Origin of the sequence: Cognatiyoonia sp. IB215446, assembly GCF_033963825.1 — a bacterium.
Classification (GTDB): domain Bacteria; phylum Pseudomonadota; class Alphaproteobacteria; order Rhodobacterales; family Rhodobacteraceae; genus Yoonia.
In genome coordinates this window covers 505,798-526,767 of sequence record NZ_JAXBMD010000001.1, presented here as the reverse complement: position 1 = coordinate 526,767, position 20,970 = coordinate 505,798, and the positions used below count along the sequence as shown (strand labels likewise).

The 20,970-nt window shown below is 58.1% G+C and carries 21 protein-coding genes; 16 read left to right on the top strand and 5 right to left on the bottom strand.

Annotation, left to right across the window (positions count from 1 at the left end; translation table 11 throughout):
* The first annotated feature begins 9 nt into the window (after positions 1-9).
* The 11 genes from SLH49_RS02655 (at position 10) to SLH49_RS02605 (ending at position 13,699) form a co-directional block, all read left to right on the top strand.
* Positions 10-2,136 carry a type VI secretion system Vgr family protein gene (locus tag SLH49_RS02655; protein ID WP_320267624.1) on the top strand — a complete coding sequence of 709 codons (2,127 nt, stop codon included), beginning with the start codon at positions 10-12 and terminating at the stop codon, positions 2,134-2,136.
* A gap of 12 nt (positions 2,137-2,148) precedes the next feature.
* Entirely contained in the window at positions 2,149-2,754 is a 606-nt protein-coding gene (locus SLH49_RS02650) for a DUF6931 family protein (protein ID WP_320267623.1), read from the top strand.
* Between the two features lie 66 nt (positions 2,755-2,820).
* Positions 2,821-3,111 (top strand): PAAR domain-containing protein, encoded by a 291-nt coding sequence (locus tag SLH49_RS02645; RefSeq protein ID WP_320267622.1) that lies wholly within the window; start codon positions 2,821-2,823, stop codon positions 3,109-3,111.
* 9 nt (positions 3,112-3,120) lie between these two features.
* Positions 3,121-4,461 carry a type VI secretion system-associated FHA domain protein TagH gene (gene tagH / locus SLH49_RS02640; protein ID WP_320267621.1) on the top strand — a complete coding sequence of 447 codons (1,341 nt, stop codon included), beginning with the start codon at positions 3,121-3,123 and terminating at the stop codon, positions 4,459-4,461.
* An 11-nt stretch (positions 4,462-4,472) separates the two neighbouring features.
* On the top strand, positions 4,473-4,976 hold the full coding sequence (gene tssJ / locus SLH49_RS02635) for a type VI secretion system lipoprotein TssJ (RefSeq protein ID WP_320267620.1): 504 nt from the start codon (positions 4,473-4,475) through the stop codon (positions 4,974-4,976).
* Between the two features lie 30 nt (positions 4,977-5,006).
* Positions 5,007-6,341: a type VI secretion system baseplate subunit TssK gene (gene tssK, locus SLH49_RS02630; RefSeq protein ID WP_320267619.1), complete on the top strand. Its 1,335-nt coding sequence runs from the start codon at positions 5,007-5,009 to the stop codon at positions 6,339-6,341.
* A gap of 24 nt (positions 6,342-6,365) precedes the next feature.
* Positions 6,366-7,730: a type IVB secretion system protein IcmH/DotU gene (gene icmH / locus SLH49_RS02625; protein WP_320267618.1), complete on the top strand. Its 1,365-nt coding sequence runs from the start codon at positions 6,366-6,368 to the stop codon at positions 7,728-7,730.
* A 2-nt stretch (positions 7,731-7,732) separates the two neighbouring features.
* Positions 7,733-11,314, top strand: a complete 3,582-nt coding sequence (gene tssM, locus SLH49_RS02620; RefSeq protein WP_320267617.1) for a type VI secretion system membrane subunit TssM — start codon at positions 7,733-7,735, stop codon at positions 11,312-11,314.
* The gene (gene tagF, locus SLH49_RS02615) at positions 11,314-11,919 is read left to right on the top strand and encodes a type VI secretion system-associated protein TagF (protein ID WP_320267616.1); all 606 of its coding nucleotides are present in this window, start codon (positions 11,314-11,316) and stop codon (positions 11,917-11,919) included. Before tssM ends, tagF begins: the two co-directional genes overlap by 1 nt.
* Positions 11,920-11,929: 10 nt before the next feature.
* Positions 11,930-12,652, top strand: a complete 723-nt coding sequence (locus SLH49_RS02610; RefSeq protein WP_320267615.1) for a PP2C family protein-serine/threonine phosphatase — start codon at positions 11,930-11,932, stop codon at positions 12,650-12,652.
* Positions 12,653-12,661: 9 nt separating this feature from the next.
* Entirely contained in the window at positions 12,662-13,699 is a 1,038-nt protein-coding gene (locus tag SLH49_RS02605; protein WP_320267614.1) for a hypothetical protein, read from the top strand.
* 151 nt (positions 13,700-13,850) lie between these two features.
* On the opposite strand, the gene SLH49_RS02600 is transcribed toward SLH49_RS02605, so the two are convergent.
* The 3 genes from SLH49_RS02600 to SLH49_RS02590 form a co-directional block, all read right to left on the bottom strand.
* On the bottom strand, positions 13,851-14,843 hold the full coding sequence (locus tag SLH49_RS02600) for a serine hydrolase (protein WP_320267613.1): 993 nt from the start codon (positions 14,841-14,843) through the stop codon (positions 13,851-13,853).
* A gap of 300 nt (positions 14,844-15,143) precedes the next feature.
* Entirely contained in the window at positions 15,144-15,959 is an 816-nt protein-coding gene (locus SLH49_RS02595; RefSeq protein ID WP_320267612.1) for a M15 family metallopeptidase, read from the bottom strand.
* A 205-nt stretch (positions 15,960-16,164) separates the two neighbouring features.
* Entirely contained in the window at positions 16,165-16,749 is a 585-nt protein-coding gene (locus SLH49_RS02590) for a hypothetical protein (protein ID WP_320267611.1), read from the bottom strand.
* 242 nt (positions 16,750-16,991) lie between these two features.
* On the opposite strand from SLH49_RS02590, the gene SLH49_RS02585 reads away from it, so the two are divergent.
* The 5 genes from SLH49_RS02585 (at position 16,992) to SLH49_RS02565 (ending at position 19,785) form a co-directional block, all read left to right on the top strand.
* Positions 16,992-17,363 (top strand): YciI family protein, encoded by a 372-nt coding sequence (locus SLH49_RS02585; RefSeq protein ID WP_320267610.1) that lies wholly within the window; start codon positions 16,992-16,994, stop codon positions 17,361-17,363.
* Between the two features lie 3 nt (positions 17,364-17,366).
* Positions 17,367-18,602 carry an RNA polymerase sigma factor gene (locus SLH49_RS02580; RefSeq protein WP_320267609.1) on the top strand — a complete coding sequence of 412 codons (1,236 nt, stop codon included), beginning with the start codon at positions 17,367-17,369 and terminating at the stop codon, positions 18,600-18,602.
* Between the two features lie 69 nt (positions 18,603-18,671).
* Positions 18,672-19,058, top strand: coding sequence for a VOC family protein (locus SLH49_RS02575; protein ID WP_320267608.1), 387 nt, complete (start codon positions 18,672-18,674; stop codon positions 19,056-19,058).
* 27 nt (positions 19,059-19,085) lie between these two features.
* On the top strand, positions 19,086-19,484 hold the full coding sequence (locus SLH49_RS02570; protein ID WP_320267607.1) for an MAPEG family protein: 399 nt from the start codon (positions 19,086-19,088) through the stop codon (positions 19,482-19,484).
* Positions 19,485-19,638: 154 nt separating this feature from the next.
* Positions 19,639-19,785, top strand: a complete 147-nt coding sequence (locus tag SLH49_RS02565) for a hypothetical protein (RefSeq protein ID WP_320267606.1) — start codon at positions 19,639-19,641, stop codon at positions 19,783-19,785.
* A gap of 254 nt (positions 19,786-20,039) precedes the next feature.
* Here SLH49_RS02565 and SLH49_RS02560 read toward each other — a convergent pair whose 3' ends face one another.
* Entirely contained in the window at positions 20,040-20,423 is a 384-nt protein-coding gene (locus tag SLH49_RS02560) for a PAS domain-containing protein (protein ID WP_320267605.1), read from the bottom strand.
* A 15-nt stretch (positions 20,424-20,438) separates the two neighbouring features.
* A complete protein-coding gene (locus SLH49_RS02555) occupies positions 20,439-20,855 on the bottom strand; it encodes a helix-turn-helix transcriptional regulator (protein ID WP_320267604.1) in 417 nt (138 codons plus the stop codon).
* Between the last annotated feature and the right edge of the window lie 115 nt (positions 20,856-20,970).

Sequence of the window (20,970 nt, the reverse complement as noted above, 5' to 3'; positions counted from 1 at the left end):
ATATCCCAGATGGCAAGTGAACTGACGCTGAAAGGTCGACAAATCAGGCTGAAGCTGCCCAATAAGCTGAAAGGGTCGCTGGTGCGTGCGCAGGTGGATGAAGGGTTAAGCCGGATCACCGAGACAACGATTGAATTCATGTCCACTGATCTGGACCTTGATCTGCAAAAGCTGATGGGCGAACGCCTTACCCTGGAAATGGAGGCGCCCAAGGACAAAACCCGCTATTTTCAGGGTCACTGCGTTGCCACGGAATATCTTGGTGCCTTTGGCAATTACGGCTTTTTCCGCGCGAGCGTCCGCCCGTGGCTGTGGTTTCTGACACGCACATCGAATTGCCGGATATTTCAAGACAAATCGGTGATCGAGATCATCAAGGATATCTTTGGCCAGCTTGGCTTTTCCGATTTCAGCGACAAGACCAAGGGCTCTTACCCCAAGCGCAAATATTGCGTCCAATATCGCGAAAGCGATTTTGATTTCATCTCGCGCCTCATGGAAGAGGAAGGGATCTACTATTACCTGACGCATGACAAGAGCCGGGAAACGTTGATCCTCGCGGATGAAGCTAGCGCGCATAAGCCGGTCGAGGATCAGGATGAGATCGCGTTCTATTTGCGCAGCGCGCGGTATCAGCGGGACAAGGATCATATTTCCGAATGGCGCGGCGGTGAGAGCATCCAGACCGGCAAGGTCACGCTGCAAGATTATGATTTCGAAAAACCAAAATCGGATCTGAAATCGGTCAAGGCGCTTGCCAAAGGGCGTCATGCCCATAACGCCTACGAGCTTTACCAATATCCGGGCCGTTACGACGATCTGCGTACCGGCGAACGCCATGCAAGGGTCAAGGTCGAAGGGCTTGCCGCGAATTGTCAGCGGTCGCGCGGGTCGTGCAATGTGCGTCAGATGGCAGCCGGAGCAAAGTTCAAACTGACAAAGCACCCGCGCAAGTCCGAGAACACCGAATATCTCGTCTTGTCCACCCGGCACCAGATGCAGGTTGATACGGATCTTCTGGACCGAGAGGTCACCAGCGTAATCCTTGGGCCGACCCTGGATTTTGACCGTGAGAACAGTTCAGATCTCTATCGCTGTATCTTTGAGGTGCAGCCTATCAAAGAAGCTTTTCGCGCGCCGCAAATCACGCCGCGCCCCGAAAATCCGGGCGTCCAGACGGCAGTGGTCGTTGGCAAAAGCGGCGAAGAGATTTGGACCGACCAATATGGGCGCGTCAAAGTCCAGTTTCATTGGGATCGTGACGGTAAACGCGACGAAAACGCATCCTGCTGGATTCGCACCTCCGTCCCGTGGAGTGGTAAGGGCTGGGGCATGGTCGCTGTTCCGCGCATCGGCCAGGAGGTCGTCGTGCAGTTTGAGAACGGCGATCCGGACCGCCCGATCATCACCGGCATGGTCTATAACGGGGACACGAAATTCCCGCAGGCGCTGCCGGCCAATCAGACCCAGTTGGGGTTGAAAACGAACAGCTCCAAAGGTGGGAACGGCTTTAACGAACTGGTCTTTGAAGACAAGAAAGATGCCGAGTTCGTGCGTCTGCAATCCGAGCGGGATTTCAAACAGATCATCAAAAACAATGCCGAGATCACGGTTGGTCTGGAGCATAAGAAGGAAGGTTTCTTCAAACAAACGATCCACGGCGACAAGACCGAAACGATCCTGGAGGGTAATCACAGCTTCTCGGTCGCGAAGGGCGAGGAAACGATTTCGATTGCCAAAATGCGCGAGGCGAAAATTGGCGGGGCCGACAAGCTCACCGTCGCCGAGGATCAGTCGCTGACAGTGCAGGGTGGCAAGGCTGCCTCAGTTACCAAGTCCTATGAACTGGATATCGGTGCGGCGTTTGATCTGTCGGCCAAATCGAAAATCACGCTCAAATGCGGCGCGTCAAAAATCGAGATGACGCCATCAAAGATCACGATCTCATCGACGCAGATCGACGTCAAAGCCGATGCGAGCGCGAAACTGACCGCCAATGGGCAGCTGAAGATGGAAGGCAAGGGGCAGGCCGCGCTCAAGGGGGCGGGCATGCTGAAGCTGGAGGGTGGCGGCATGACACAACTCAAATCCTCTGGCCTTTTGAGCGTCAAGGGCAGCCTGACGATGATCAATTGAAGAGGCCCCGCAATGACGTCCCCCCGCTTTGACGACCTGAAGAAACTGCCCACCCATCCAGCCGCCCGGATCATCGCGCATAACAACATCGTGCTGCAGACGCCGGTCACGGCCCCCGCCAGCGCGACCGTGGCCCAACTGCTGTCTGAACTGCACGAAAAAGGGGCCGTGATCGACATGATGCAGCTTCTGGCCCACGCGCTCCCCCCGCGTGAGACGACGTGGTGGGCGTGCCTTTCCGCACGCGATCTGTTGCCGGATGGATCGGACAAGCTGACCCCGTCGATCAAGGCCGCTGAAGATTGGGTGCTGCAACCCAGCGAAGAGACGCGCGCATTGGCGCGGGCCGCCTTGGACAGCGCACCAAACGATGATGACACCGTTTTCTGCGCCATGGCTGCGACCTTTGCCGACGGCACACTTGGACCCGGAGAATACGAAGATTATGACGCGCCGCCCGGCGCCGTCGGCAGTGCGGCTTTCAGCATCGCGCTGATTGCGATGTTTGACCGCGAGGATGAGACCGAAACCCGAGCCACGCTCTTGCTGGAACGCGCCCTTGATATTTCGCGCGGCGGCAGCGGACAGGTGAACCCTTTGACCTTTTCCGAGCACTAACAAGCAACGAAAAGGAAACAGCACAATGCAATCAGCAGATTTTGCACCACGCGGCGTGGTGGCAGTATGACTTTGCCTGCCGCACGTGTCGCTGACACTCATGTCTGTCCGATGGTCACCGGGATCGTGCCCCATGTGGGCGGCCCGATTGTGACGCCAACGCCAACAGTTCTAATCGGCAAGATGCCTGCGGCGACGGCAACGGCAATGGCCGTCTGCATCGGCCCGCCCGACATGGTTGCCAAAGGCTCAACCACCGTTCTGACAGTCAAGAAACCACAAGCACGCCTTGGCGATACCTGCGCACATGGTGGCACCATCGTCATGGGCTGCCCAACCGTTCTGGTCGGCGGATAGAGCCTGAACATGCCCCTGTCGCTTCGCCTTCAACCTCCCAACACATTGCCAGACGGTCAGACCGTGACCGCGATGGTCGGCGATGTGTTGACCATCGGGCGGGGCGAAGAAAACGACCTTGTTCTGCCAGACCCCGAACGCACGTTGTCCAAGCGGCACTGCGTCGTCGAACATCGGGGCGGCGATTATGTCATCACGGATATTAGCACGAACGGCACCTTTCTGAACTACAGCGCCGAACGGCTGGATCATCTGTCCACCCCCCTTAACAATGGCGATGTGATTATCGTTGGCAGCTATGAGCTGATTGTTGAAATCACCGCCGATGCCACAGCGGAACTTCCGGGTCAGAACGTGTCAGCACCGCTTCCGCCGCTTGAGGAAGGGTCCATCGCACCGCCAAGCCCGACAGGTGGCTTTGACGGCGGCAACGCAATGCAGCGCCTTGATGATTTGTCGGAGACTGGGCCGGATTTTCTGGATGACCTTCTGGGTCAACCGGCGCAATCTTCCACACCGCCAATGCCATCACCCGATGATCTGGACGGACTGCTGGGCCCCGCACCATCGCCGGATACATCACGCGGGCTGGCCGATGGCAGCAGCGCGCCCAACCATTCCCCCGCCACGCAAGACCATTTTGCGCCGCCGCAGGCCGACCATCACATGATCCCGGAAGATTGGAGCGATTCCCTGATTGGCTCCTCATCGGCACCGCAAGCTCCCGCCACTCCTGATCCGACCACGCCTCCCACCCCCGCTACAGATGCAGGCGACGCGGCAATCCGTGCCTTCTTTCAGGGCGCAGGCGCCGCGCATCTGGCTATTCCACCTGCCGAGATGGAGGCAACGATGGCCCGGATGGGCCAGATCATGGCCGCGGTCATCACGGGCATGCGCGACATCCTGATGACCCGCGCCGCACTGAAAAGCGAAATGCGGATGGACCGCACGATGATCAATGCGGGCGGGAACAATCCGCTGAAATTCTCGGTCAGCGCAGAGCAGGCGATTGAGGCGATGATACGCCCGTCGGTCAAAGGCTATCTGGAGGCTGACGCGGCCATTACCGAAGCGCTCAACGACATCAAGGCACATGAAGTTGCAACGATGTCCGGCATGGAAGCGGCGTTGAAGGATCTGTTGTTCCGGCTTGGCCCAGAACAGCTGTCCGCACGGATCGAGGCAGGATCAACCCTCGGCAACCTCCTGGGCGGGAAAAAGGCCCGCTACTGGGAAGCCTACGAAAAGATGTACGCGCAAATTGCCAGAGAGACCGAGGACGATTTCCAATCGGCCTTCGGCAAGGAATTCGCCCGTGCCTACGAAGAGCAGGTCAAGAAATTATGAGAGGAAAGACGATGTCGCCAAAGTTTCATTTGTGCCTGAGCGCCCTGGTTCTGGCGTTGTCAGCTTGCACACCGCCCGCGCTGCCGGATGGGCAAAACGGACAGAACAGGTCTACCCTGTCGCGCCTGTCAGATCTGACCGGCCTGACACAAGCACCAACAACAGCCCAGCTCAGCATCACCGGCGCATCGAGCATGAATGGCGGTGCACCAGCGCGGGTCAAAGTCTATTACTTGAACGCGCCGGACACCTTCAGTTCGGCAGATTTTTTTGCAGTCTTTGACCAGCCCGAACAGACCCTCGGAGCGGATCTGGTGGCTGTCGATGAATTCCAACTGGCGCCGGGCCGGACAGTGACAGACCTGAAAAGCTTTGGCACACCGCCCGCCGCCATCGGTGTGGTCGCTGCATTCCGCGATGTTGGCGGCACCTTCTCTGCCGTCAAGCCGCTGATACCAAACACGCCCAACCCGGTTCAGATCACTTTGGCCGGCAACACCGTCACCATCCGCTAACGACGCCTACGACGAAGGAGTGATTTAGCCGTGTCCTGGGAAAGCAAAGTTGTCTGGCAGGAAGGGTTGTTTTTGCAGCCCCACCATTTCCAGCAACAAGACCGATATATCGAGGCCCTTGTCGCAGGCGTGGCGACCGGTGTCGCACCTTATGCCTGGGGCGTGCGGGAGCTGACGCTGGACGACGCGCTTCTCAAGCTTGGCAAGATCGCGGTGAAGTCCTGTTCCGGCCTGACCCCTGACGGTGCCGTCTTCCGTATACCGCAGACTGACGAGCATCCGGCGGCGCTTGATGTCCCGAATACGATCAAAAACGCTGTCGTATATCTCGCCATCCCGATCCGGAGACCAGGCACGACAGAAGTTGACATGAGCGGCGCGCCGCAATCGGCGGCACGTTACACCCCTGCCGAGATCGAAGTGACCGATACGATGGGTCGCGATCAGCGGGCGCTGCAGATGGCCGTTGGCAAACTGCGCATCCAGGTTGTTCTGGATGTGGATGATCTGTCCGATCAGCTCATCATTCCGATTGCCCGCATTATTGAGGTCAGACAGGACGGGGAGGTTGTTCTTGACAAGGCCTTCATGCCCTCCTGTACCGATGCGCGAGCTGCGACGCCCTTGCATGGGTTCATGCGCGAACTTGAAGGCTTGCTGAGCCACCGCGCGGAAGCCTTATCGGGTCGGCTCAGCCAGACCGGCGCGGCCAAGGGTGTGGCCGAAATCGCCGATTTCCTGCTCCTGATTGCCGTGAACCGCGCCTTGCCGCAGATCCAGCATCTTCTGTCGATTGAAAACGCGCATCCGGCGGCGATCTATCAGTTTCTGGTGGGGCTTGCCGGGGAACTTGCAACCTTCATGACCCCGGAAAAGCGCGCAGCTGAATACCCTGCCTATCGCCACGATGACCTCAGCAATGTGTTTCAGCCCGTCTTCCGCGCGCTGCGCCAGTATCTGAGCGCGGTGCTGGAACAAAACGCCGTCGCCATCCCGATTGAACCGCGCAAATACGGCATCTCGGTCGCGATGGTTGAGGATAAGAGCCTGCTGACATCGGCCAATTTCGTCCTGGCCGCCAAGGCTAATGTGCCGCCCGAAAGCGTGCGGCGTCACTTCCCCTCACAAGCCAAGCTGGGACCTGTCGAGGAGATCCGCCAATTGGTAAACTCCGCCCTTTCCGGTGTGGAGCTGCGCCCGCTGCCCGTCGCCCCCCGCCAGGTGCCTTATCATGCAGGTGTCGTCTACTTCGAACTGGATAGCAAAAGCCCCTATTGGAAGCAGATGGCGACGTCTGGCGGCCTGGCCGTCCATGTGGCGGGCGATTTCCCCAACCTTGAAATGGAGCTCTGGGCGATCCGCTAAGGCGGGCTCTCTGAGAGATGTGTCATGAACCGCGATGATCCCTTTGCTGAACCGTCCGATACCGACAAAACCGTCATTCGCCCCAACCCGGCGGGGCGGCGGACCGCGCCGCAGGTGGCAACCCCCGCTGCGTCGCCGAGCCCTGCGCCTGCCGGCGTGGTTCCGAAAGCGCAGGCGGGCCCTGATGTTGCGATAGGGACGGTTGCAACGGGTCTGAACCCGCTGAACGCGGCAGCCTCATCTCTATTTCTGCTCGTCGGACGGATCCGGAACCGAGCACAGCACGGCAATCCCGGACAATTGCGCGAAAGCGTGGTCACCCAGATCCGCTCGTTCGAGAACAAGGCGCTTCAGGCCGGTGTGCCTGCACAATCGGTGAAAATCGCGCGCTATGCGATCTGTGCCACAATTGACGACGTCGTGCTGAATACGCCCTGGGGCGGCCAAAGCATCTGGGCCCAACAAAGCATGGTCGGCACCTTTCACAAGGAAACCCATGGTGGAGACCGGTTTTTCGACCTGCTGGAGCATCTGGAAAAGGAACCAGCGCAGAACCGTGACCTACTGGAATTCCTTTACATGTGCCTCAGTCTGGGGTTCGAGGGGCGCTTGCGCGTTGAGAACCGCGGCCCGGAAAAGCACCTGTCGATCCGCGATGGACTGGCCCGCCTGATCCGGGCGCATCGCGGTCCGGTGGAGCGTGATCTGGCCCCGCGCTGGAAAGGTATAGCGGTTGCGCATCGCCCCGTCTCTGCATGGATGACAATCTGGCTGATCACCGGGTTGACCGTGGGTGCGGTTTCATTGGCCTTCTTCGGGTTTTCCCTGGCGCTCAGCAGCGATACGGAGCGGTTGCGCGGGCAGTTGTCAGCGCTGAACTTCGGCGGCCCAATTGAACTGGCGCGAGTGGCACCGCCCCCGCCACCGCCGCCCCCGACCCCGCAACAGGTCCAGGAGGTCGTGAAGGTCGAAACCTTCCTTGCCCCCGAAATCGAACAGGGACTGGTGGACGTCATCGATCAGGGCAACGTGCTGACGGTTCGCGTGGCAGGCAACGGATTGTTTGGGTCCGGTTCGGACGTGCTTGAACCTGATTTTGTCCCGGTCATTGACCGTATCGCCGCAGCGCTTAACGATGAGTCGGGGCGTATCATCGTGGCAGGCCATTCCGACAACATCCCGATCAACACCGCGCGCTTTCCGTCCAATCTGTTCCTGTCGCTCGCGCGGGCCACATCCGTCATGGACAAGATTTCGCGGTCGCTGGACGACCCGGGCCGCATCAGTGCCGAGGGCCGCGCTGATGCCGAACCCATCGCCCGGAATGACACCCCAGAAGGGCGCGCCCAAAACCGCCGTATTGAAGTCATCCTCGTGAAAGCAGGCTAACCATGTTTCAACGTATTCTTCGCACCGTCTTCAGCCCCGTCGGCGTTCTGATCCTGTCGAGCCTGATCCTGGCAGCCGCCATCTGGTATCTTGGCCCACTTCTGTCGATTGCAGAGGTTCGGCCCTTTGACAGCGTCACGGATCGTCTGATCACCATCGGCGCCTTGGCCGCCGGAACGACGATTGCGATCCTGATCATCCTTCTGAACCGCCGCAAAACCGATACGGAAATCGTGGAGGCGATCACCGAGAAGGCAACAGATACGCAGGATGAGGCCGTCGAGGCTGAACTGGGCGAAATGCGCACGGGGATGAAAGAGGCGTTGGGTTTCCTGCGGAAATCAAAGCTGGGCGGGCGTTTCGGCTCGCGCCATCTTTATCAATTGCCGTGGTATATCATGATCGGCCCGCCCGGTGCGGGCAAGACGACGGCCATTGTGAATTCCGGTCTGCAATTCCCCCTGGCAGAGCGCATGGGCAAAACCGCCATCGGCGGTGTGGGCGGCACGCGGAACTGCGACTGGTGGTTCACGAATGAAGCGGTGTTGCTGGACACAGCCGGACGCTACACGACCCAGGACAGCAATCAGGACGCGGATGCCAAGGCCTGGACCGGGTTCCTTGATATGCTCAAAAAGCACCGCAAGCGTCAGCCGATCAATGGTGCGATGGTTGCGATCAGCCTCTCCGATCTGTCATCGCAGGATGAACGGACGCGTCAGGAACACGCCAAGGCGATCCGCACACGGCTGCATGAATTGCGCGAGCGTTTGGGCGTGCGCTTTCCGGTCTATGTGCTCTTTACCAAGGCGGATCTGATCGCCGGGTTTCAGGAGTTTTTCGACAACCTTGGCAGCGAGGAACGTGAACAGGTCTGGGGCTTCACGCTGCCTTTTGAAAAGGGCGCGCAGGCCAGCCCCGCGATGGCGGCTTTCGTGACAGAATTCGACGCGCTCCTGACCCAGTTGAGCAATCACAGCCTGGAACGGATGCAGGCCGAGACGGATTATCAGCGCCGCAGCCTGATTTCCGGCTTCCCGGCCCAGATCGCGTCACTGCGCAATGTCGCCGAGAGCTTCTTGGGGGAGGTGTTTCAGGACAGCCGATTTGAAGACACGCAATTGCTGCGCGGGGTCTATTTCACCTCTGGCACGCAGGAAGGGATGCCCATTGACCGGCTGATGATGGGCATGTCGCGCACGTTTGGGATCGGGCGTCAGGCCATCGGCACCGGACAAGGTCAGGGGCGCAGCTACTTCCTGACCCGCCTGATGAACAGCGTGATCTTTGGCGAGGCTGGTCTGGTCTCCGCCGATGACGCGGTGGAGCGCCGGTATCGCTGGGCGACACGCGGGGCCATCGCAACCAGCGTAGCGGCATTTGGGGCGGTCTTCGGGGTTCTGCTCAACAGCTATATCGGCAATGTCAGGCTGATCGCGGACGCCAAAGACAGCATCACCGTCTTTCAGGACCTGTCGGCAGACATCCCCGGTACGCCGATCTCGGATCAGGATATCCCGTCCGTCGTCCCGGCCCTGAACATCTTACGCGATCTGCCCGGCAACCCTGCCGCGACTGACCCTGAACCGCCAGTCGCACTGACCTATGGGCTTTATCAGGGTGACGCCATCGGCAGTGAAACCGCGCAATCCTATCGCGGCGCGCTCAATAACTTGCTGTTGCCGCGACTGCTGGTCCGGCTGGAAGAGCAGATGCAGGCGAACCTGAACAACTCTGACTTGCTGTTTGAGGCCTTGAAGATCTACCTGATGCTCGGCCTACAGGGGCCGATGGATGAAACGCAGGTCAAGCAGTGGATGGAGCTTGACTGGCAGGTCGCCTTCCCCGGCGAGGACGCCTTGCGCGGCGATCTCATGGGCCATCTCGATGAGATGGTGAACCAGCCGATGCGAGAGATTGCTTTGAACGGCCCGCTTGTGGAACAGGTGCAAGGCATTCTGGCCGAAACCCCGCTGTCTGAACGCGTCTACCAAAGCATTGTCAGCGCCCCAACGGCACGCGATCTGCCGCAGTTTCGCATCACCGATGTGGGTGGCCCGGCGGTATCGCGGGTCTTGCTGCGTCCCTCTGGCACACCGCTGAGCGCAGGTGTCGAAGGGGTCTACACGCATAACGGCTTTCATACGTATTTCCTGCCCGAAGTGCTGGTTGTCACCGAACGGGTCCAGCGGGAAAGCCAGATCTTGGGTGATGCGATTGCCGTCGACGATTCACCGCAGGCCCTGTCCCGGATCACCCGCGATGTGCTCGATCTTTATGAAAACGACTATGTCAGCAGATACGACCAGCTTTTGGCGGATATCGACGTGATCCCCGTTGGCAGCCTCGGACAGGCGACAGATGTCGTGAATATCCTCTCCGGCCCGACATCACCCATCAAGAACATTCTTGAGGCCGTGTCGGAAGAAACGAAGCTGACCGAACTGCCTGACAGCCAGGTGCTTGTGAATAATGCCGCAGGCAATGTCGGAGACTTTTTGCAGGACGAAATCCTGTCATCGATCAACTCACAGCAATCGGCAATCCTTGAGGTGATCCAATCGTCCGTCCCCGCAGGTGAAGCAGACGATCAGGATCAGCCAGGTCAGTTTGTCGAAGACCGCTTTCGTGAACTGCATGAATTGGTCGACGGTTTTGACGGCGCGCCATCGCAGCTGGATCAGGTCCTTGGGACAATGACGGATGTCTATGATGAGCTAAACCGGCTGTCGCTGGGCCAGAACCTCGGCACCGCCATTGTCGGCCAGGGTAATAGTGCTGCGGCACGGTTGCAGGCTGAAATCGGGCGCTTGCCTAGCCCGATGCAGCGGTGGGCATCACAGGTTGCCTCAGTCTCGTCCGGCGCGGCGGTTGGCGGCGCGCGGACAGAGCTGAACGCCAAATGGCAGGCACAGGTGCTGCCGTTTTGTGAACGCGCGATCAATGGACGCTATCCGTTTGACCGCCAATCCGCGTCAGATGTGGCCCTGCAGGATTTCGGCAGGCTGTTTGCGCCCAACGGGTTGATCGACACGTTCTTTAACGAAAACCTAGTGTCCTTTGTCGATACAACCACGAACCCGTGGCAGGTGCGGCGCGTGAACGGGGTGGATATCGGCATCTCAAACGCCGTTGTGGCGCAGTTCCAGAAGGCGTCTGAAATCCGCGACAGCTTCTTTCTCGGACCCGGGCTGCCTTCGGTCACCTTCGATCTGACACCGGTTGCACTTGATCCGGATGTCGAACAGGTGATCCTTGAGGTGGAAGGCCAGACCGTTTCATACGCCCATGGCCCTCCGCAGGTCACGGCGCTGTCCTGGCCCGGTCAGTTGGGCGGGCGCACCCGCGTTGCGTTCACGCCGACACGGTCTGATATCGAAAGCACGATCAACCGCGACGGACCTTGGGCCTGGTTCCGGCTGCTGGACACGGCAGAAGTGCGGCGGACCAATGTTTCCGACAGGAATCGTGTGATCTTCAATATCGGCGGCCGTATCGCGATTTTCCAGCTGCGCGCGGGCTCGGCACTGAACCCGTTTACGGTGCCCGCCTTGGACAGTTTCAGCTGCCCGAGTTCCTTGTGATGGCACCGGCCTACGGATTTTATGGCAAAGTGCCCTGCCTTGGCGATTTTGTGCGCCGGGGCCTGTCGCAGGCTTTTGTCGAAGACTGGGATGTCTGGATGCAGGAACTGCTTTTGATCGGGCAGACCGCCATTGGGGACCGCTGGCAAGATTGCTACATGAGCGCACCGATCTGGCGGTTCACCCTGGCTGCAGGGCTTTGCGGACCAAGGACAGCAGCGGGTGTGATGATGCCCAGCGTTGATCGTGTCGGCCGCCGTTTTCCGATCTGCATCGCCTTCGAAACAGATGCACCAGTCTGGCCTGCCCATCTGGCGTTGCAAAGCGTCGTTGAGCCGCTTGAAGACACCGCCCTACGGATGCTGGACGACAGCACCAACCTACCCGGACTGGAGAAAGATCTTAAGGCCTTGCCACCTCCGCCATCGGTTTTGACTGCAGAAACACAGTCTGGACCCGACATGCCCGGATCACTCTGGATCGCTGTTGTCGAGGGGACCCCAAGGAGTTTCTTCGCTGATGGAATGCCAGCAGATCCCACGCTGGCCAACGCCCTTTTTGATCTGAACGACAATCATTGGCGCGAACATGCGCACGCCACCTAAGGCAAGTAAGATGACCATTTCTTCCACGAAGAGGCACTACAGCGCGAAGACCCATATCGGACGCGTTCGCAAAGTAAATGAGGACGCTATTCTGGCCCTGCCCCATCTGGGTCTTTGGCTCGTCTCAGACGGGATGGGCGGGCATGCGGGCGGCGATTTTGCGAGCCAGACAATTGTCGACATCCTGACGGCTCTTCCGGCCGATCTGTCGCCCGCCGACGTGATGCATGCCGCCCGGACGGCGCTGGGCGAGGCACATCGGGCAATCCAGAAAGAAGCAACCCGACGCGGTAGTGTCACGATTGGGGCAACGGTTGTCCTGCTGGCCTTGTCCGAAGAACACTTCATGTGCCTCTGGGCGGGCGACAGCCGCCTATACCGCTTACGCGATGAGCGGATCACGATGATCAGCAGCGATCATTCCATCGTTGGGGAACTTGTTGAGGCGGGTCAACTGACCTGGGCCGAGGCCGAAAATCACCCACACGGCAATCAGATCACCCGTGCGGTCGGCGTGGATGAAACGCTGCTGCTCGACAAACGTCGCGGGGACATCCTGCCCGGTGACAGATTCCTTTTGTGCTCGGATGGGCTGACCAAATATGCCGACGCAGAAACGCTGCAACGCCATTTGTGCGACGAACCTATCGACAGAATCGCCGATGACCTGATCCGGATCGCGTTGGATGGCGGCGGCGCGGACAACGTGTCTGTCATCGTGGTCGATATCTGAGGTCCGCTCATGCCCTGCTTTTGCACCGTCCCGACCGAGATTGTCAGCAACCGTTTCAGCCCCAGCATGTCGCTAGTTCTACCGCCCGTTCCGCTCAGCCTGCAGGCCGCTGTTGCCTTTCCCAACCTGACACCGGAAAACCGCTTGGACATGCAGATCGCGGCGTTGATCGACCCGATCAAGATACCCAATATTCACTTTGGCGGTGGCGGGCTGGCGCAGATTGCCATGACCATCTCAATGATGATGGGCAACTTCACGTTTGACGATCTGCCCAAGCTTGAATTTCAGATGCAGCAGGCCGCGACGAGCATCAATACAAATGTGTGGCCACGCCTAAAGGGCTTGGTCGGCCTGCGAATGCAGCCGCTTCTGAACTATTCCATTATCGCACGACTGGTGATTGACCTGCAAAGCCTGGGCATTGATCCGTTCAACATCACGTTCTTCCCTGAACCACCTGTCAATCTGCCGCACCGGTTCCGGTTTGCATTGAAGCCACCGCAGATCAAAAAGGCACGGTTCCTGGCTGGGCTGCCGCAGCTGTTTCAAATGACCGAGGCGTTAGATCTTCCACCGCTCGGCGATCCCGGCGTGGTGTCGGCCATGCAGAACCGGTTCAACATGATGGCGCGCCTTTCACCGCCACAGCTGATCGTGCCCATGCCGATGCTGATGAAACTGATGATGGTGCTGGAAGCGCTTGCGACAATCGAGGCCGCCTTTGGCGATGATGCCTTTACGCCCGCAGGTATGATGCGCACCCGGTCCATGTTGCGGCTTTGGGGCGGCTTTCCGATCCCGATGCCGCCGATGCCCGCGCTCGCCATGAACATGCGCCTCGCAGCCCTGCCACCCTTGGAGGATATCCAGTTGGGCGAACAGATGTTGGGCTCGATGTCCAACCCATCGTTCCGCATGGCCTCTTCGCCCCCAAAACTGGCCATCATGCCATTTTTGAACGTCGCGATGGCACTGAACACCGCGATGACCATGACACTGGATATGCCGCCCTTTGATATGTGCAGCCTTTGTCCCTGCGCGTAGCTGCAGAGGACGATCGCTGGGCACAGCATTTCATCAGCCGCCGTTTGGGATCATTGATGTCGGTCTTAGTGAACGTTCGAAAAGCGCCCAAAGTGACCGATGCTGCGCCATGCACAAATGTCGGCTATTGTCCGAAGCACGAGATACCGAGCTACTCAGACCTCGCTCGATTGACCTCTGGAACTGCGAAATCGACAACAACGCGTAGAGGCAATTGCCATGCTTCAGGATCGTTGTATCGACCGGCAAAGGTCGCAACGACGAATTCTGCGGAAGGCTGAACGGTCAAACGCTGGCCACCGTTTCCAGATGCGATAATGATTTGATCGCCACTCGGTCCAACAGCGAGATACCAGAGCATTCCGTAGTCAAAGCCGTCCATTATCGCTGCTTGTGCGCTGAATGACACATCGAGCCAGGAGGCGGGTACGACCTGACGACCATTGTAGGTTCCGTTTCCCGCGATCATTACGCCGATTGTCGCCAAATCTTGCGCCTTCAAGCGCAGGCCGGACGCCGCAGAAGGTACACCGTCAGCACCCGCCACCCATTCAAAATCAGAGATACCGAGCGGTTCAAACAATCTGCTTTGCGCATAGACATCGAGCGCCATACCTGAGCCTTCGGAAATCAGATGGCCAAGAAGTGCGACTGCGCCACCATTGTATGTCCATACGGTGCCGGGCTCCGCGACCATGGGCCGGTCCAAGACAAAGCGATAGCGGTCGTCTGCTAGCTCCATTGCAATCTCGCTATTGCGTGGGTCGGAATACGGGAGGCTCTCATCCCATTCGGTGCCCATCTGCATAGTCAAAACATCCGCAATTGTAATGGCTTCACGGGCCGATCCGTCGCGAAGGTCCGCATATTCTGGGAAGACATCCAACAGCGGAGTTTCAAGGTCAGGGACGATGCCTTCACCAAGGGCTATTCCATAGAGCAAACCGACGATGGACTTCGTTACGGAACGCGTATCATGCAGCGTTTCCGGGCCATGTACGACTTCGCCAATGGGTATCCCCCAGCGTTCGTCTTCGCCCGTAAAGTAGGCTTCGGCGATGAGCTCGCCGCCCAACATGACAACGGTCGAGTGGAGGCCCGGCAATTCATTTGCCTCAATCGCCCTATTCATTCGTTCTTGCATTGTCTGCCCCATGAGCATCGTAGTGGATGCACTCATGCTAATCGCGAGCCACTTGAAGAAGCGTAGGGCGCTCCATTTCAGCATCCTGCGTGCCTCCCACTTTTTTGAAGTTTGAGAATGCTGCGGCGTGCATATCAACCGCTACCTCTACTATCGCGAAATGTTAGGCGTAAACACGAGCTCCGCAAAGCAGACTTTCACGACTTCCGGTTCAACGGCAGAAAGTCGGCATCGGTGCCGACCTGCGCCGCCCTTCAAGGCCGTTGGGGGTAGGAATGCTTCCGACTTTCGGCAAACAAGTTAAATCTGGCCTTGCCTACGCCATTGTTCGATCTTTTGGCGGCTGACTTCGAAATGCATTGAATCCTCGCGGCCAAAGCCCGCACCCCAGATCCAGCCCTCTTTCCTGAAGAAATCGGCAAGCAAGATCAGACCAAGCTGCGTTTTGCCGTCCGCAAGCTCATCCAGGACGCCATCGATGTTGATATCGACGGCCAGTCCGAAGGCATGGGCAGAGGCTGAACTGGATGATCCGCGGATCAACCGCACACATAAAGAACCCGCACTTTCAATCCGGTCATAAAGTTCGGGCTCAAACACCTGAACATTTGCAAAAACCTGTCTGAGTGAGACAAGCGCCGGGCGGATCATCTGCGCGCGGATCGGCCCCACGTCTTCAATAGCCAGAAGTTCGATAAGTCTCTGGTTGGTTGGCGGTTGGCAATCGTCGTTCAAATCATCCCTTGGCGGGCCAAACACGCTGGCCAGAAAGGATGGGGATGCAACCGTCAGCCCCTCATTCGCGGACCGCCGATCTGCAATCAGAACAACCTGGGCAAACGCATCCTTCAACGTATCCGACGCAATTGGGTTCTGGTTTTGCGGCTCAGATGGCGCAGCCGACGCCGCCAGCCCAAGGGATGTCCGAGCATCAAGGCCATCCACGCGGCCCTTGAGCTGCGTCAGCTCATTACGCAACGCCGCAACCTCAGCCCGCAGGGGGCCGGTTTCGTCCACACCGGGTTCCGGAGCGGCAAGATGATGATCCGCGACTTGCCAGAGGACAGGTGCGGCTGTGATCGAAAGGGCAATCAGAATGCCGGACAGCAGCTTCATGACAGCACCTCTGGATTGGCCAAGCGGAGAGGCGAAACACTCAGACTAAGCACGCACATCCTCCACCGCAGCGGCCGCGATCCGTCTCATTTCTTTCCTGCGCCTTTCAGATCGAAGTATCTCTCAAACCAGACAACACGCGTTGCCTTGATCATGAGTGCCATGCGGCGCGAATAAGGTTCAGGCACCGAAGCCGCCAAGTGCATCAGCGGTTACATCTGACAAGTTCTTCAACGATCTGTTTTCCGCTCAACCGCGATCCGCAATGGCGCGCAATTTCGTCTGCAGTTTGGATCGCCGTCTCTCGGCGGGACCGAAACAGAACAATCACGTCGGATAAATCAGCAGTGTTTTTCACACCAATTTCTCGTAGAAGCGTTGATGGCACCTTTGTTCTTTTGATCAGGTTTTGCCGATGCGGGTTGCTGAAGTACTCACTTTCAAAGAACGCTTCGAGGTAGTCCACCTGGACTAAATGCGCCACCTCCTTGCGCGCCGCAGCGTAAACATCCAACCAGCCAGCCTTGTTGTTCCAAAGCCTCGCATTGGCGAGCCTGGAGACCTTTTGGCGTGTGAAAGAGGAAATTGGGATCGCTTTGGGACCGTCTTCAAAGAAATAGAGATCAAAATGCTTTTTGGAGTTCAGTTTGACTGATGCATCAAGGAACTCCGTGTTCTGACCAGCACTCTTGGATTCGACAAAGGCCCGAAAAGCAGGTCCTATCGCCGCGTTTCGCAAAACATCTAATACATTGTCAGGATAGGAAATCCCATCGATTTTTCGAGCCATCTCGGTTCCCGGTGTCATCGTAAATGCTGAAACGACGATCAAGGCGCATCTGAACCGTTAGTGCACGTTCTGAACTCAAAGGTTCACAACTGAAGAGAATAAGATGACATGTGTATTTGGATAGTAATTGAGCGACACAAGTCACAACAGACTGCCTACATTGCGACAGGTCACCCAAGCCATGTCGGATTTGCAACGGCGCGCGCGTCCTTGCAGCATATAACTGCTCTGCGGAGGACAAGATGATCTATGCAATAACCATTTATGGCGAACCGGGCGTGTTTGAGGCACTTCCAAAAGGACGACAGGACGACGTGATGTCAAGGCACAGCGCATTGCAAGACGCGCTCAAGAACCGGGGGGCGTTTGTGTCGATGAAGCTGATGCCGCCCACATCTGCGGTGATGGTAGAACCGGCTAGGAACGACAGTGCTGCACCGCTGATCGTGGACGGACCGTTTGCCGAGACCAAGGAAAACTTTCTGGGCTTCTATGCTGCCGATTTCAAAGACCTTGATGAGGCGCTGGAATACGCGAAAATGATCTCGTCGCCCATCGCGCGGCTTGAGGTGCGGCCCGTCGCCTGGGCGGGGGGTGCATTGTCATCGGACTAGGTCATGTCAGACTGGCTTGAGGCCACATTCACCGAGCAACGGCCCCGCGCCATCGCGGCACTTACGCGGGTGTTTCGCGACATCGATCTGGCCGAAGAGGCCTTTGCCGAGGCCTGCGTAAAAGCCCTGACCGTTTGGGGCACAGATGGCGCGCCACGTGACCCGCTCGCCTGGCTACTGACCACGGCCCGCAATGCAGGCCTTGACCATCTGCGCAAATCGCAGCGCCGTGCCGCGATCCTTTCGCGCCATAGTGAAGAGTTTCAGCCCATGCCTGCAGAAACACCTGACCCGGATGAATTGCGCGACGACGTTCTGCGACTACTTTTCATCTGCTGCCACCCCGAGCTTGACCGGCAAGATCAGATCGCGGTCGCCTTGCGGGTGATCCTGGGGCTCAGCGTCGCTGAAATCGCCAGCGGCTTTCTCATCAAGCCCAAGACAATGGAACAGCGGATCACGCGTGCCAAAAGAAAAATCGCGGAAAACCCGGTCGCCTTCGAAACGCCCACGCCGCAAGAGCGTGGCGTGCGGCTCAGCGAAGTCTCTTTGATGATCTATCTGATGTTCAACGAGGGGTGGTCAACTTCGTCCGGGCCGGTTCAGATGAAACTGACATTGTGTGAGGAGGCGATACGGCTCGCCCGCCTACTGGTGAGGCTGTTTCCAGCGATGGGCGAACAATCTGCGCTTCTGGCGCTATTGCTGCTGCAGCATGCGCGCCGCCATGCGCGGATTGACGGGGATGGAAAGCTGGTCACGCTCGATGATCAGGATCGCAGCCTTTGGGACCGTTCGAACATCGCCGAGGCGATGGCGCTTTTGCAGAAGGCACAGCGCATTAATCATCGGGGCATTTACATCATCCAGGCCACAATCGCCGCCGCGCATGCAAGTGCGGCAACATCCGATAAGACCGATTGGGCACTCATCGAGTCTCATTACGCCGCACTCTACGCGTTGCAGCCGACCCCGGTCGTGCGTCTCAACCAGGTTGCCGCGCAGGCCAAGCTACACGGGCCACATTTTGCAATCAACGCTTTGGAAACGCTGACGGAGGATCTGTCCACTTATCGGTGGTTTCATGCAATGCGTGGCGGTCTGCTGCAGGAGATCGGCGATCACCGTGCCGCAATAAAGGCATTTGAAACGGTCCTGACGCTCACGCCAACCGCGCCTGAACGCGCCGCCGTCACAGACAAAATCGCGATCAGCCAAAAAGAACTGAGCCACCTGTAGGGAAGCCGCCAGTACATGCGTCCTTGGATCAGACCCGCATGTGGCGGGCGCAACCAAGGGAGATAACCCATGAGTATTCTTGAGATGACAACACTCGGCAATTCCGGCTGGATCGGCCATTCCGGCCCGGATCAAAAGGAAGCCAAAGCGTTTTATCAGGACGTATTGGGATGGACGATCAATGACATGCCAATGCAGGACGGGTCGAGCTATTCGGCCGCCGTGATTGGTGAAACCGCGATTGGGGGCTTCTCCCCAATGCCCGAAGATAAGGGTGCCTGGACGATCTATTTCACCGTCGCGGATGTTGATGCCAGCACTGCCAAGGCAAAGGCCAAAGGGGCAACCATCATCCAGCCGGCAATGGATATGCCCGGTGTCGGGCGCATGGCGACACTGACCGATCCGCATGGCGCACGGTTTGCGCTGATCACTTACGAAAGCATGGCGTCGTAAGGCACATCACCGGAAAGGAGAGATCAGATGGAAAACCTGCCCCATATCACGCTTGCCGTCGTCGCCGTCCTTGTGTTGATGAGCATTCCGATGGCTATTGCGGTTGGCCTGCGCCGGGCCAAGACCGGGATCCTTCTGCTGCATGGTGAGGATGACCATCTGTTGCGACTGATGCGCGCGCATGGGAACTTTGTGGAATATGTCCCCCTTGCGCTCGTAGCTCTTGCGGCGGCTGAGATTGCGGGCGTCGCCCCTTGGCTGGTGCTGGGCTGTGGCGGTGCGTTGATCCTGGCGCGCCTTGTCCATTATTTCGGTCTGCGCAAAGCAGCCGACAGCATGGGCCGCCTGATCGGGGCAGGTTTAACCAACATCACTTTGCTGATCTTGGGGCTGGCAATCCTGTGGCAGCTTGGCGCGGCATTCTGATGCCCGTTGACGAAGGGCTCAACACCCGTTTGCGCAACGCATTGGCCGCCCATGTCGGGATTTCCGAAAAACAGATGATGGTCGGGCAGTATTTCTTTCTTAACAGTAACATGCTTTGCGGGGCGCTGCGACACAAAGACGGTTTGGGCGTTTCATGTTCCTCGTGGGCAAGGTAAATGAAGCCCTCGTGCAGCGCGATCCTAGTGCGAATGCGATCATCCATGGTAGCCGCAAACTGGGCGGTATCGTTGATGTGAACGCAATTGATTGCGATGAGACCGCCTTGCAGCGCAGATTGTAGCCTTTGATCGCCCACACCGCCCCACATCCTGCGAAGAATTGATCGATAATGCAAAAAGCAATTCGACCGTTTTCGGCACCGCATTTTTCGCTTCTAGAAAAAGTTGAAGGCCTACCACACAAAGGCTTCGTTTGCCGCGAACAAGGCATGCCGCAAGGCAGGACTCAAGCCGCCAGTGCAGTGACCTCTTTGCCGGACTGTAGGCGCCGTGACGTGACATAAGCCGATCTTCGATTACTTTTTGGTAATGTCGCCTAGCCGGCCACGGGCGTCTGTATGGCGATGAAATGGCTGACATTGCCCTGCGCATTCTTGATCGGGCGCAGGGCGCATTCGTGCACGAACGGCGTCTTGTCCTTGCGGTAGTTTGTGATGCGCACCGTACCGGGCACACCGTTCTCGATCAGAAAGCGAAAATCCTCAATCGCCTGCGCTTCGGTCATTGGGCCCTGCAGGATTGAGAGCGACTTGCCGATGACTTCGCTGGGCTTGTAGCCCGTATGCGATTCAAAAACGTCAGAGACATAAATCACCGGCACGCCCGGCGTTGCGAGACATATGACCGCGGAATGGCCCGCCGCTGCCGCGCGGGTCACATCATCGGCGTTTTCCTCCAGGAAACGATTGTAACTCTCCAACACACACCCCGGTACTTACTCACCGCCCCTCCCGTGGGCCGAGCCTACCGCTTCGATCAATTGAACGAAACGTAATTTTTCTTCCGCGTCATCGAGCCCGACGAACGCAGTGACCAATCGTGCCAGCAAGTCCGCCTCATTCGCGATCTCTGGCTGAGGCGCGGCTGGAGCTGTGCCATGATCCGCACAATCCGGCAGAAAGGCGTTGACGCTCACCCCATAATGATCGGCGAGCGCAATCAGATAGTTAAGGCTGCATTTTGAATGCGCATCTTCGTATTTTTGATATTGCTGCGGGCTGACGCTAATCACACGCGCGGCCTGAGCCTGGGTTAGCCCGCGTTCAAGCCGAAGCTTGCGCAATGACCGCCCGACATGCGCATACGCATCTTCCTCCGCGCGCGGTGGCAGATCGCTGACGGCATCTTCCATGAAATTTACGTCTCCTTTTTTAGACGACTTCAACATAATTTCGCGCACAATGCTATCGGTCCGCGTCTTATAGGCGCTTCTCAGCCGCCTCTCAACCTGCAGGTGAAACACTCCA